This window comes from Natronospira bacteriovora, from assembly GCF_030848495.1.
In the GTDB taxonomy this organism is placed as follows: Bacteria; Pseudomonadota; Gammaproteobacteria; order Natronospirales; family Natronospiraceae; genus Natronospira; species Natronospira bacteriovora.
The window spans coordinates 122611-135615 of record NZ_JAVDDT010000002.1; the positions used below are offsets into that span (position 1 = coordinate 122611).

A 13005-nucleotide genomic window follows, 5' to 3' on the forward strand; every position below is an offset into this window, starting at 1 on the left:
TGCCCGAGCGGGCCGGGAGGTGACGCATGACGTCGGAATTCAGTCGCCGCACGATTCTGCGTGGCATGGCCGCCCTGTCCGTGTTGGCCATGCCCCTGCTGCACGGGTCGGGCCGCCGTCTGCGTGCAGCCACCCTGGATGAGGAGGCCAATGCCATGAGTAAGGAGGAATTTCCGCCCGTCGATTTCAGCAAGGAAGAATGGCGCGAACGACTGGATCCGGAAGCGTTCGACATCCTGTTCCGCGAAAAGACCGAGCGGGCCTTCACCAGCCCCTTGAACGAGGAAAAGCGGGATGGCACCTATGTCTGTGCCGCCTGCTATCTGCCGCTCTTTCTGTCGGACATGAAATTCGACAGCGGAACCGGGTGGCCCAGCTTCTACACCCACATCGAGGGTCGCATCGGAACCAAGCGGGATTTCCGCCTGATCATTCCCCGCACCGAGTACCATTGCATTCGCTGTGGCGGCCACCAGGGTCATGTCTTCAGCGACGGCCCGGAGCCGACCGGCCAGCGTTGGTGCAACAACGGCCGGGCCTTGCGTTTCGTCCCCGAGGGCGAACCCCTGCCGGCCCTGCGCGGACAACGCCAGGACGGATGATCTCTGAACACCCAATCAGCTTGAGACCGACACCATGCTAAAACAGCTTTCCCTGTGTATTGCCGCTCTGTCCATTCTCATGTCCGCCTGCGATCAGTCCGGCAGTGATTACGCTGATCGGCGTGACGGGGTGGATCATGCCGACCGCTTTGAAAGCGTCAGTGAACGTGGCCACGGTCGTATCGAGGTGCTTTATGTGCCCGCCACCGGCTGGGCCTATCGGGATGATCGTGGCGAGCTGACCGGTGTCACCGTGGAGATCATGCGTGATTTCAAGCGCTGGCTGGCCAGGGAGCAGGGCCTGGACCTGGAGTTGCTGTTTGTCACCGAGCGTGACTGGCGCCGTTTCTATCAGCGGGTGGTGGATGCCGAAGGCGGGGTCTTTGGGATTGGCAATGTCACCATTACCGAAGAGCGACGTCAGGAGCTGGCCTTCTCTCCGGCCTATCTCACCAACGTGGCCGTGTTGATCACCCATGAATCACAGGCGGAACTGCGGGCCATGGTGGACATCGCCGGCGCCTTTGAAGACCTGAGTGCGCTGGCCTTCGAAGGCACCCTGCATGAGGAGCGCCTGCAGGCCATTCGGGCGCAGTACGCACCGGAACTGACCATTGAATCCGCCCAGAGCAATGATGCAATCATCGACGGCGTGGCCGCGGGCGACTATTTTGCCTACATCGATGCCTACAACTACTGGCGTGCCCGGGAGGCCGGGCAGCCCCTGCGTCATCATCCCGTGGGTGATGATCCGGGTGAGCATTTCGGGATCATCATGCCGAGGGGCTCCGACTGGGCTCCCGTGATGGAAGCCTTCTTTCAGGCCGATGACGGCTATGTGCAGAGTGAACGCTACCGTTCCCTCCTGAAACGTCACCTGGGCGAGGAAGTGGCCGAGCTACTGCTGTCGGCCGCTGACTGAGCGCCCTTCAGAAACGGGCGGTCAGGCGCAGATAGATGTCTTCGAGGCGGGGACGTTGTGTCTCATGCTCATAGTCCAGGGGTGAGCGCAGGCGGTAACGGGCTTCCATGGACAGGGCCTGACTGAAGCGTCGCTGATAGCGGATCTCGCTCAGTCGCTGGTTGTTCTGGTAATCGACTGAATGCAGCCAGCCTTGCTCGGCCAGGCCGTGAACCAGGCCGATATGGTGGCCGGGCAGAACATCGAAAAGGTTGATGGAAGCCTGCCAGGCTTGCCCGCCTGCCTTGCCAGGCGCCCCGGCCTCGAAATGGGCCGCATCCGGACGCCCCTCGGCGTAGCCCACCTCACCGGCGAGCACCAGGCGGGTGCCCCGGATGCCAACCGGCCAGTTGGCAGCCAGACTGGCGGTCAGGCTGCGGTAATCGCGTCGTGCTCCATTGTCGTTACCGGCTGGCGGCAGGGCATCCGGCAGCCAGGTCAGGGTGACCCGCTGGAGAGAGATGGGGCCCGGCCCGCCGGGGCGTTCCATCAGGCTGTTGAGGCCGGCCCGACTCCCGGAGGCGGTGTAATCCAGCGGGGCCCGCGAGACGCTGCCACTGCCCTTGCGGTGGTTATGGAAAAGACGGCTGCGGCCCCGCCATTCTCCCGCCAGCGGGTAGCGCAGTTCCACGCCGTCGGTCCAGGAGACACCCAGGTTCGAGCTGTCCTTCCGATCCAGGGCCTTGCCGGGAACGATGGGAATGCCGGCGCTCATCTGGAAGCGGCCCACGATCATGCCCCACTCGCTGCCCGGTGCCGACCAGCGCAGCTGCAGCTCATCCACGGTGGTGTCGCCGGTGGCGATGCCGCTGCGGGTGGGGGCCCGGCCCCTCAGGTAGACATCACCGCCACTCACCTCGGAACTGTAACTGCCCGCCGCGCGCAGACGAAAGGCCCAGTTGGGGGCCAGCGGACCCTGAAAGCCGGCTCTCAGTCGTGCGCGCCAGGCGTCGCTGTCGGAACGCTCACCGCCTGTGTCCCGGCTCTCACTGGCGTAATAGCCGCCACGCAGATCACCCAGGGGTTCCCATTGCGCTGGCAGCTCTTGTGTCAGCCCGATAACGGGCAGCACAAGCAAGGCGAGGAGGGCGGGGGCGGCCCGGCTTGTCGGGCGTCGGTAAGGTCGCATTCTGTTAGGATACCCCCAGTCGATCGGCCTGGCATGCTTTTCATCGCCCTGAGCCATTCCCTGAGTCAATTTCGGAATCTGGACGGAGTTCATCGTGAAGCTGCAGCTGTGTTCCTGGCAGGAAGTGGAAAGTTATCTCGAGCGCCATCGGGGCATCATCGTGCCCATCGGTTCCACCGAGCAGCACGGTCCCAACGGTCTGGTGGGTACCGATGCCCTGTGTCCGGAAGTCATCGCCCACGGCGCCGGGGAACGGGAAGGCATCATGGTAGCCCCGACCCTGAGTATCGGCATGGCCCAGCATCACCTGTCGTTCCCGGGTTCCATGACGCTTCGGCCCCGCACGCTCATTGCCGTGGTCTACGATGTGGTCCAGTCATTGACCCGTCACGGCTTCAGCCACATCTATTTCCTCAACGGCCATGGTGGCAACATCAATACGGTGCAGGCCGCCTTTGCCGAATACTATGCCGACTACAGTCTCCACAATGCGCCGGATTGCGAAGCCCCCGGTCATCTCAAGCTGGGCAACTGGTTCGCGGGGCAGCGGGTGAAGGCCCTGTCGGCAGAGCTGTTCGGCGACCGCGAAGGCTCCCACGCCACCTGCTCGGAAGTGTCGTTGACCTATTACGCCTACCCCGAGGCCATCAAGCAGGTGAAGATGAGCCCGGAAATCGCTCCCAACGGCTCCTTCCGCGACGCGGTGGATTTCCGTCGTCGTTTCCCCGATGGGCGCATGGGTTCCGATCCTTCCCTGGCCACGCCGGAAAAGGGCAAGCAGCTCTTTGAGGCCGGCATTGAGGATCTGCTCGAGGACTACCAGGCCTTCCTGGCCGCCTGAGTCGACGCCCGCATGCAGCACGTGGATGTCATCGTCATCGGTGCCGGTGCCGCCGGCCTGATGTGCGCCCTGACCGCCGGCCAGAGGGGCCGGCGGGTGCTGGTGCTGGATCATGCCAACAAGGTGGGCAAGAAGATCCTCATGTCCGGCGGGGGGCGCTGCAACTTCACCAACATGTATTCCACGCCGGCGAATTTCCTCTCCCGCAATCCTCATTTCTGCAAATCAGCCCTGAGCCGCTATACCCCCTGGGATTTCATTGCCCTGGTGGAATCACACGGCATTCCCTATCACGAGAAGAAGCTGGGCCAGCTGTTCTGCGACAACAAGTCCCGCGACATCGTGCAGCTGCTGCTGGATGAATGCGCGGCGGCCGGGGTGGAAATTCGTACCCACACAAGCATCAGCGCCGTCGAGTACCGTGATCGCTTTGAGGTGAGTGCCGCCGGGCAGGGCTGGCGGGCCGAGTCCCTGGTGGTGGCCAGTGGTGGCCTGTCGATTCCGAAGATGGGCGCGAGCGGTTTTGGTTATGAGCTGGCGCGGCAGTTTGGCCTCAAGGTATTGCCGACCCGGGCCGGGCTGGTGCCCTTTACCCTCGATGAGCGCAAGCTCCGGGACCTGGCCAATCTCGCCGGTATCTCCGTGGATGTCCAGGCCAGTGCCGGCGAAGGGCATTTTCGGGAAAACCTGCTGTTCACGCACCGGGGGTTGAGCGGGCCGGCCGTGTTGCAGGTGTCGTCCTACTGGCAGCCGGGTGAGCCGGTAAGCTTCGATCTCTTTCCGGAACGAGATCTGTCCGCCTGGCTCAAGCAACTGCGCCGGGAACGGCCGCGCATTCAGCTCAAGCCCCTGTTGGCGGAAGCCTTCAGTCGCCGAATGGCCGAATTATGGTGTGATCGTTACCTCGGCAATCCCATCCTGGCTGACCTGTCGAACCAGGCCATCGAGGGCATCGTCAGCCAATGCCAGCCCTGGCGCATCACGCCCTCGGGTACGGAAGGTTATCGCACGGCGGAGGTGACTCTGGGCGGCGTGGACACGGATGAACTCTCGTCACAGACCATGGAAGCCCGCCGGGTGAAAGGCCTGTACTTCATCGGTGAAGTGGTGGATGTGACCGGCCATCTGGGCGGGCACAACTTCCAGTGGGCCTGGGCTTCCGGGCGAGCGGCGGGGGAGGTCGTCTAGGTGTTTTCTCAGCTCGGCAAGTCGGCCAGGGTCAATTCCTCACCACCGATACCGTGTTGCCCCGGCTCCACCACCCGTCGTATCTGCCAGTCCTGACCGGGGCGGTTGCGTACGGCAACGGCCAGATCCACCAGCTTGCGTTGCTCCAAGCGGTGTCCATGGGCATCACGCAGCATCAGAACCTGTGGCAGCAGGCGCTCACTGCGACCGGGTGAGATCACCAGTGCCAGGCTGCCGTTACCCAGCTCCACCACGCTACCCACCGGGAAAATCCCCACGCAGCGAATGAAATCCTCCATCAGTTCCCGGCCGAAGGTCTGACCGGCACCCTTGCGCATGAGACGCAGCACTTCATCCGCTGCCATGGCCTGGTGATAACAGCGCTCGCTGGTCATGGCGTCATACACGTCGGCAATGGCCACCGTCAGTACCGGGACATCCAGCTCGCCGAGCGGGAATTGCTCGGGGTAGCCGGCACCATTCACCCGCCGATGGTGGCCGCGGATGATCTGCAGAGCCACATCGGGAATATCCCCGCCGGCCTCCTGCATCATGCGGTAACCATCTTCCGGATGGCGCTGCATGATCTGCCATTCCTCGGGGCTGAGACGTCCGGGCTTGTTGAGGATGTGCTCCGGTGTCTTTGACTTGCCAATATCATGCAGCAGGGCGCCGATGCCGATGGTTTCAAGGTCCGTTCTCGAGTAACCCAGGTGGCGGCAGAAAGCCACGGTCAGTACGCAGACATTGAGGCAATGCAGCGAGGTGTACTCGTCCTTGTTCTTCATCTGCGTCAGCCATATGGCCACATCCGGGTAGTCGGTGATGGCATCGACCATCTGGCTGACAAAGCCCCTGGCTTCTTCCGTGTCCACGGTATGTCCCAGGCGCAGATCCCGGAACAGTGTCTTCAGGTAACCATGGGTGCGTTGACGGGTGTCATGACCTGTCTGTACGGCGGACAGAATGCGTTTCGGATCCAGTTGAACGACTCGGGATGTACGTGGCGAAGCGCTGTCGACCCCGGGACGGCTGGATGCCACCACCCTCTCATGCCCCGACGTCGATGAATGACTGCCGGTATGGTCACTCACGGTGGACAGGGCCTCATCCACCAGTACATGCCGGCAGAGGGAGCGGATGGTTGTCAGGTCTTCCTGCCGTTCCAGCAGGAAGCCCTGGAACAGGAAGGGGCTGTCCAGCCAGGGGCGGTCCAGCTCCGCGACATACATGCCGAGGCGCAGATCCTCGACGGCTACCTGAATCCGTTTCATTGAATGATCGTCTCCCTGATCCCGCTTCGCCTGGACTTATTCGAAATACCCAATTGGCACGATATGCGCTTTCACTCTAGTACGCTTACCAGCGCCTCCAGGCCGATGCGATCCTCCTCCCCGAAACGCGCCGGAACCGGTGCGTCGATGTCCAGGACACCGACAATCTCGCCAGCCATTCGAACCGGCACCACAATCTCCGAGCGACTGTCAGCGTCGCAGGCAATATGCCCCGGGAAGGCATCCACATCATCCACCCTTAGCGTGCGACCTTCCTTCACCGCCGTCCCGCAGACCCCTTCGCCGATGGCGATGCGCACACAGGCCGGCTTGCCCTGGAAGGGCCCGACCACCAGCTCGCCTTCCTTCAGGAAATAGAAGCCGGCCCAGTTGATTTCCGGGAGGCTCTGGAAAACCAGGGCCGACAGATTGGCACAGTTGGCGATCAGATCCCGTTCGCCGTGAACCAGACCCCGGGCGGCCAGCAGCAAGTCCTCATAGAAGACGGTCTTGTCAGCGTAGTTGAGTTCGGGCAGTGAAAGCATGCGATCTCCGTGACGGTGGCTCAGTGGCGGCTCAATGCCTGGCCCAGACGAAGGGCGGCCCCGGGGAAGAGCTGTTCCCGGAAAGCGGGTGCCGATTTCGGCATCAACAGTATGACGGTGCTGCCCATGTTGAAGCGGCCCATCTCGTCTCCCCGCCCCAGCGTCCGCCTCGCTGCCGCGGGCAGTGGCAGTCGTCGGGGTGACAGGCGAGTGGGGGGCGTGATCTCACCCGTCCACACGGTCTCGATGGAGCCGACCAGCAGGGCCCCCACCAGCACCATGGCCATCGGACCATGCGCCGTATCGAAGCAGGCGGCCACGCGTTCATTGCGTGCAAAGAGGCGTGGAATTACCCGGGTGGTGCGTGGATTGACCGAGAACAGGCGGCCGGGCAGATGCACCAGATCGGTGAGCGTCCCGTCCACGGGCATGTGAATACGGTGATAGTTGTGCGGGGCCAGGTAGATGGTGGCGAACTGTCCGTCCAGGAAGGGCTGTGCCCGCTGCTCATTACCCAGCAATTCCTCGAGGCCGTAATCACGCCCCTTGGCCTGAAAGAGCCGATCGCCCGAGATTGAGCCCAGTTGACTGATGCGGCCATCCACCGGCGAGACCAGGGCGGCGTCATCCAGCGGCCGAGCCCCCGATTTGAGGGCCCGCGTGAAGAAGGCATTGAAACTGTCGTAATGGGACAGATCGCTGTGTTCGGCTTCGTCCAGGTTCACTTCGAAGTGATCCAGGAAACGCTGCATGATGGCATCCCGCAGCCATGGACGACGAGAGCGTGTGGCCCGGTGAATGACCCGCGACAGGAGATGCTGAGGCAGCAGATACTGAGGCCAGGCGGCGGCGTAGTCACCAGGCGAGGGAGGCAGCGCAGCCGTCATTCATGGGCTCCATGATGATGGTGTTCATGCTCATCATCGCCGGCTTCCTCGCGTCCGGTACGTTTGCGCACGGGGGCAGCGATCTGCAATAGCTGCCCGTTGTCGAAGCGCAGCGTCAGCGTGACCCAGTCGCCGGCTTCCAGGGTTCGGCGAGGTTCGTGCAGCATGATGTGTTTTCCACCCGGCGCCAGCTCGGCCTGGCCGCCAGCGGGGATGAGCACGGCGTCCACGTGGCGCATGCGGGCCTGTCCATCTTCATGCACGGTCTCATGCAATTCACTGCGGCGAAACTCGTCGGCCGAAACGGCCGTCAGTGACACGGCTTCATCACCGCGATTGTGCAGTTGCAGGTAGCCGGCCGTGACCGATGTGCCGGGTGGCGCTTCCCTGACCCAGGGCGATTCTGCCGTGATCGGCGGCTCGGCGGTCAGCGCCAGGCTGCACAGGGACAGGCTCAGAAACAGGGCAATTCGCTTCATTCGGCGCATTCCTTAATGGTGACTATTGAGGTAACGGACGATGGCTTCGTAGTCCCGGGCAATGCTCTCCACCCGATGGGGTGGGGTGAAGAAGGCACGGATATGGCCATCCGGATCCACCAGGGTCAGCGATGCGCCATGATCCACCTCGTAATCCTCACCCGGCTCCACCTCGGGAATGGCCACCGGAACCCCCATCGACAGGGCCAGTTCAACCACGGCGTCCTCGCTGCCGGTCAGGCCGAGAAAGTTGCGATTGAAGTAGGGGACGTACTGGGCCAGGCGTTCCGGCGTATCCCTCGCCGGATCCACGGATACGAAGATGACCGACGGTGGCATCACCTGCCCGCTCTCTTCCACCAGGCGATGCACCTGGTTCATTTGCACCATGGTTTCCGGACAGATGTCCGGGCAGTGGGTGAAGCCGTAGAAGATCAGCGACCATTGCCCCTGCAGGCGCCCGGGTGACCAGGCCGTGCCGTAGTGATCCAGCAGGATCATGTCCGGGATCAGGCGTGGCTGATCCAGCAGTACGGCTTCCGTTTCCGGCTTCTGCCCCGGGCGGTCCGTGATCAGGTGAGCCACGAAGGCCCCGGCGGCGGCGAAAACAAGAGCAATCAGAAGAATCAGGCTGCGATGCATGGCTAAACGGTCACTAATCGTAAGGCGGTGGATGACGCCCCTTCCGCTGAAGGTGGGGCAGTCTTTATGATGGGCGCTTATTCTACCCGTTTGGAGCAGCAACTTGGATAGGCGCAACGATCAGGAAGGCCTCCCCCCGGGCGAATTGCAGACCCTGGCTGATTTTGTCCGCTGGGGTGCCAGCGAGTTCAACCGGGCCGGCCTGTATTTCGGCCACGGCACCGATAATGCCGTCGATGAGGCGCTGTGGCTGGTTCTTCACACCCTGTCCCTGGAGCCGCCTCTGCCTGAGGCTCTGTTCCATGCCCGTCTGACCCATGCTGAGGGCGTTCGCATCATGGCCCTGTTCCGGGAACGGATCGAGAGCCGGCGTCCGGCCGCGTATCTCACGGGGCGCACCCGCTTTGCCGGCCTTGAATTTCGCGTCAATGAGCATGTTCTGGTGCCACGCTCGCCCGTCGCGGAACTGATCGAAAGCGGTTTCACCCCCTGGCGCGAGGACCGTCCCGTCCATTCGGCCCTGGACCTGTGTACCGGCAGTGGCTGCATTGCGATTGCCTGTGCCGCCCATCTGCCGGTGGACGTGGTGCATGCCACCGATATTTCGCCCCAGGCCCTGGCCGTGGCCCGTGAGAATGTGGCCTTGCACGGCATGGAAGCCCTGGTGCAGCTCCACCAGGGGGATCTGTTCGCGGACGTTCCACGCCTGGGCTTCGACCTGATCATCAGCAATCCGCCCTATGTGCCCGAGGAAGAGCTGACGGATCTGCCCGAGGAGTTTCTGCGCGAGCCCGGGCTGGGTCTGGTGGCGGGGGATGCCGGTACGGCCCTGGCGGCGCGGATCATCCGGCAGGCAGCGGATTACCTGGCCGACGACGGCCTGCTGGTGCTTGAAGTGGGCAATGCGGCGCCGGCGCTGGCCGAGCGTTTCCCGGAACTGCCCATGGAGTGGCCCGAATTCGCGCGTGGCGGGCAGGGCGTGTGCATCATCCAGGCCGCCGATCTCGGCGTGCTGGAGCATGAAGAACCGGCAGGGAGGCCTGATCATGTCCGGTAGCGGTTTTGGTGAACGATTCCGGGTGACGACCTTCGGCGAGAGCCATGGCCCGGGGCTGGGCTGCATCGTCGAGGGCTGCCCGCCCGGGCTCGTCATCAGCGAGGAAGATATCCAGCAGGATGTGGAACGTCGGCGCACCGGCAAGTCCCGGCACACCAGCCAGCGGCGCGAGCCCGACCAGGTGCGGATCCTTTCCGGCGTATTCGAGGGCGCCACCACCGGGACGCCCATTGGTTTGCTGGTCGAGAACCAGGATCAGAAACCCCGGGATTACCGCAATATTGCCGACCGTTTCCGCCCCGGTCATGCCGATTACAGCTATCTGCAGAAATACGGGCGGCGTGACTACCGGGGCGGTGGCCGCTCCTCGGCCCGGGAGACTGTCATGCGCGTGGCCGCCGCCGCCATTGCGCGCAAGTACCTGCGGCAAGAGACTGGCCTGGAAGTACGCGGCTACCTGGCCCAGCTGGGTGAGATTCCGCTGGGCTTCGAGTGCTGGGAGGCCGTCGAGGAAAACCCCTTCTTCTGCGCCGATTCCACCCGCGTCCCGGAGCTCGAGGACTACATGCAACGCCTGCGCAAATCCGGCGATTCGGTGGGCGCCCGCATCAATGTAGTGGCCAGCGGCATGCCCACCGGCCTGGGTGAGCCCGTCTTCGATCGCCTGGATGCCGATGTGGCCAAGGCCATGATGAGCATCAATGCGGTCAAGGGTGTCGAGGTCGGGGATGGCTTCGCCTCCGTGGTGCAGAAAGGCACCCAGCACCGCGACGAGATGACCCCGGAGGGCTTTCTCAGCAATCATGCCGGTGGTGTACTGGGCGGGATCAGCACCGGCCAGGATCTGCGCGTGAGCATCGCGCTCAAGCCCACCTCCAGCATCCGCCTGCCGGGACGCAGCATCGATCTGGAGGGCAAGCCGGTGGACGTGGTGACCACCGGGCGCCATGATCCCTGCGTGGGTCTGCGTGCCGTACCCATCGCCGAAGCCATGGTGCTGCTGGTGCTGATGGATCACTATCTCCGCCAGCGGGCGCAGAATGCCGACAGCGAGCGGCCGGGACCGCTGGTGCCGGGACAGGCGGGAGAATGATCGGACTTCGCCTGTCCAGTTTCTATTTCTTCTACTTCGCCGTTCTCGGGGCCCTGGTTCCCTACTGGGGCCCCTATCTCCGCTCCCTGGGCTTCGGGGCCTCGGAAATCGGCGAACTCATGGCCATCCTGCTGGGCACCAAGCTCATTGCACCCTATATCTGGGGCTGGATCGCTGACCGCCGTGGCCGGCGCATGCCGGTCATCCGTCTGGCCGGTTTCCTCGCCGTTCTCAGTTTCGGTGCCGTCCTCCTCGGCGATGCCTATTTCTGGCTGGCCGGTGTCATGCTGCTGTTCAGTTTCTTCTGGAATGCCGCGCTGCCCCAGTTCGAGGCGGTGACGCTCAACCACCTGGGTGATCGGGTCAGTCGCTACGGACGCATCCGCCTGTGGGGCTCGGTGGGCTTCATTGCCTCGGTGGTGCTCCTTGGCCCCTTGCTGGAGAACGCCGGCTTCCGCCTCCTGCCCTGGATCGTCTGGGGGCTGCTGCTGGCCATGTGGCTGGGTACCCTGACGGTGCCAGAGCGGGGCGATGACCGGCCCCGCCCCACGGGCGCTGGCAGCGTGATGGCCGTGCTGCGCCGCCCCGAAGTCATCGCCCTGTTCATGGCCTGCTTTCTGGCCAAGGCCAGTCATGGCCCCTATTACGGTTTCTTCACCCTCTATCTGCAGGATGTGGGCTATGGCGGCACCGCCATCGGCTGGTTCTGGGCCCTGGGGGTGATCGCGGAGATCGGGGTCTTTCTGCTCATGCCCCGTCTGATGCCCTGGGCCGGCCCCAGGGCCCTCATGCTGGTGGCTCTGGGGCTTACGGCACTGCGCTGGCTGCTGATTGCCGGCTTTGTTGATAAAATACCCGTTCTGATCGTCGCGCAATTGCTTCACATGGCCAGTTTTGGCCTGTATCACGCGGTGGCGGTGCATTTCATCCACCGCTTCTTCACCGGCCCCGTACAGGGGAGGGGGCAGGCGCTCTACAGCAGCCTGAGTTTTGGCGCCGGCGGCGCCGTGGGCAGCCTGGCCGGGGGCTATCTCTGGGACGGTGTCGGCCCTTCCGTCGTCTTCATGAGCGCAGCCGCGAGTGCTGCCGTGGCCTTCGCCATCGCCTGGTGGGGGCTGCCGCGCCGTGACGAATCGGCAATCATTCATCGTTGAAACAGGAGTCACGCAACATGAGCAAGCAGGTCAATATCGCCATCGTCGGTGCCACCGGTGCCGTGGGTGAAACCATGCTCGAGATTCTCGAACAGCGGAAGTTTCCCGCCGCCGAGATCCATCCGCTCGCCAGCAGCCGTTCTGCCGGCAAGAGGCTGCGTTACGCCGGTCGTGAACTCGTGGTGCAGGATCTCGCCGAATTCGATTTCTCGAAAGTCCAGGTGGCCCTGTTTTCGGCCGGGGGCGACATTTCCGCCGAATTCGCTCCCAAGGCGGCCGCCGCCGGTTGCGTGGTGATCGACAACACCTCCAAGTTCCGCCGCGAGGACGACATTCCGCTGGTGGTGCCGGAAGTGAACCCGGAAAAGATTGCCGACTACGGCAAGCGCAACATCATCGCCAACCCCAACTGTTCCACCATCCAGATGCTGGTGGCGCTCAAGCCCCTGCATGATGCCGCCACCATCGAGCGCATCAATGTGGCCACCTACCAGGCCGTGTCCGGTGCCGGCAAGTCGGCCATGGAAGAGCTGGCCGACCAGACGGCCAAGCTGCTCAATGGCAAGCCGATCGAGAACCGGATCTCGCCCAAGCAGATTGCCTTCAATGCCATTCCCCACATCGACACCTTCCAGGACAATGGCTACACCCGGGAAGAAATGAAGATGGTGTGGGAGACCCAGAAGATTCTGGACCCGAACATTCAGGTCAACCCCACCGCCGTGCGCATCCCGGTCTTCTTCGGGCACAGCGAAGCGGTGCACATCGAGACCCGTGACAAGCTCAGTGCCGAGGAAGCCACCCGTTTGCTCAAGAAGGCACCGGGCGTGAAGGTGCTGGACAAGCGGGAGCCCGCCGGGTACCCGACGGCGGTCACCGAAGCCGCCGGTCAGGACCCGGTCTGGGTTGGCCGGATTCGGGAGGACATCTCCTGCGAACGTGGCCTCGATCTCTGGGTGGTGGCCGATAACGTCCGAAAGGGGGCGGCGCTGAACAGTGTTCAGATCGCCGAACTTTTGGTAAAAGACTACTTGTGAGCTATATTTAGCTCACTTACATAAGAAAGCTGATGAGGTATCGGCTCCATGCCCATGACCGCCGGCGCCAGGCGCGTCCCGGTCGCGGCAGTCGGCTTTCGCCTGGCAGCGACCTC

Annotated in this window: 14 protein-coding genes; 8 read left to right on the forward strand and 6 right to left on the reverse strand. The window is 63.4% G+C overall.

Annotation, left to right across the window (positions count from 1 at the left end):
- Nucleotides 1-26 precede the first annotated feature (26 nt).
- Nucleotides 27-602 (forward strand): peptide-methionine (R)-S-oxide reductase MsrB, encoded by a 576-nt coding sequence (gene msrB / locus RBH19_RS03340; protein WP_306727404.1) that lies wholly within the window; start codon nt 27-29, stop codon nt 600-602.
- Nucleotides 603-636: 34 nt separating this feature from the next.
- The gene (locus tag RBH19_RS03345) at nt 637-1524 is read left to right on the forward strand and encodes a substrate-binding periplasmic protein (protein ID WP_306727405.1); all 888 of its coding nucleotides are present in this window, start codon (nt 637-639) and stop codon (nt 1522-1524) included.
- Nucleotides 1525-1531: 7 nt separating this feature from the next.
- Here RBH19_RS03345 and RBH19_RS03350 read toward each other — a convergent pair whose 3' ends face one another.
- The gene (locus RBH19_RS03350) at nt 1532-2692 is read right to left on the reverse strand and encodes a hypothetical protein (RefSeq protein ID WP_306727406.1); all 1161 of its coding nucleotides are present in this window, start codon (nt 2690-2692) and stop codon (nt 1532-1534) included.
- Between the two features lie 94 nt (nt 2693-2786).
- On the opposite strand from RBH19_RS03350, the gene RBH19_RS03355 reads away from it, so the two are divergent.
- Together RBH19_RS03355 and RBH19_RS03360 are read left to right on the forward strand one after the other, a co-directional pair.
- Nucleotides 2787-3533, forward strand: a complete 747-nt coding sequence (locus tag RBH19_RS03355; RefSeq protein ID WP_306727407.1) for a creatininase family protein — start codon at nt 2787-2789, stop codon at nt 3531-3533.
- Nucleotides 3534-3545: 12 nt separating this feature from the next.
- Nucleotides 3546-4721 (forward strand): BaiN/RdsA family NAD(P)/FAD-dependent oxidoreductase, encoded by a 1176-nt coding sequence (locus RBH19_RS03360; protein ID WP_306727408.1) that lies wholly within the window; start codon nt 3546-3548, stop codon nt 4719-4721.
- A gap of 8 nt (nt 4722-4729) precedes the next feature.
- On the opposite strand, the gene RBH19_RS03365 is transcribed toward RBH19_RS03360, so the two are convergent.
- The 5 genes from RBH19_RS03365 to RBH19_RS03385 form a co-directional block, all read right to left on the reverse strand.
- On the reverse strand, nt 4730-5995 hold the full coding sequence (locus tag RBH19_RS03365; RefSeq protein WP_306727409.1) for an HD-GYP domain-containing protein: 1266 nt from the start codon (nt 5993-5995) through the stop codon (nt 4730-4732).
- Nucleotides 5996-6066: 71 nt separating this feature from the next.
- Entirely contained in the window at nt 6067-6540 is a 474-nt protein-coding gene (gene msrC / locus RBH19_RS03370) for a free L-methionine (R)-S-oxide reductase MsrC (RefSeq protein WP_306727410.1), read from the reverse strand.
- A 20-nt stretch (nt 6541-6560) separates the two neighbouring features.
- Nucleotides 6561-7427, reverse strand: coding sequence for an archaetidylserine decarboxylase (gene asd, locus RBH19_RS03375; protein ID WP_306727411.1), 867 nt, complete (start codon nt 7425-7427; stop codon nt 6561-6563).
- Nucleotides 7424-7906: a copper chaperone PCu(A)C gene (locus RBH19_RS03380; RefSeq protein WP_306727412.1), complete on the reverse strand. Its 483-nt coding sequence runs from the start codon at nt 7904-7906 to the stop codon at nt 7424-7426. The genes asd and RBH19_RS03380 overlap by 4 nt, the downstream gene beginning before the upstream one ends.
- A gap of 12 nt (nt 7907-7918) precedes the next feature.
- Nucleotides 7919-8548 (reverse strand): SCO family protein, encoded by a 630-nt coding sequence (locus RBH19_RS03385; RefSeq protein WP_306727413.1) that lies wholly within the window; start codon nt 8546-8548, stop codon nt 7919-7921.
- A gap of 103 nt (nt 8549-8651) precedes the next feature.
- Here RBH19_RS03385 and prmB point away from each other — a divergent pair, with 103 nt between their 5' ends.
- The 4 genes from prmB to RBH19_RS03405 are packed head-to-tail and all read left to right on the forward strand — an operon-like array spanning nt 8652 to nt 12889.
- Nucleotides 8652-9605 (forward strand): 50S ribosomal protein L3 N(5)-glutamine methyltransferase, encoded by a 954-nt coding sequence (gene prmB / locus RBH19_RS03390; RefSeq protein ID WP_306727414.1) that lies wholly within the window; start codon nt 8652-8654, stop codon nt 9603-9605.
- Complete coding sequence (aroC, locus tag RBH19_RS03395; RefSeq protein ID WP_306727415.1) at nt 9595-10698, forward strand: chorismate synthase; 1104 nt, start codon at nt 9595-9597, stop codon at nt 10696-10698. Before prmB ends, aroC begins: the two co-directional genes overlap by 11 nt.
- Nucleotides 10695-11852 (forward strand): MFS transporter, encoded by a 1158-nt coding sequence (locus RBH19_RS03400; RefSeq protein WP_306727416.1) that lies wholly within the window; start codon nt 10695-10697, stop codon nt 11850-11852. The genes aroC and RBH19_RS03400 overlap by 4 nt, the downstream gene beginning before the upstream one ends.
- 17 nt (nt 11853-11869) lie before the next feature.
- Nucleotides 11870-12889 (forward strand): aspartate-semialdehyde dehydrogenase, encoded by a 1020-nt coding sequence (locus RBH19_RS03405; RefSeq protein ID WP_306727417.1) that lies wholly within the window; start codon nt 11870-11872, stop codon nt 12887-12889.
- The last annotated feature ends 116 nt before the right edge of the window (nt 12890-13005 follow it).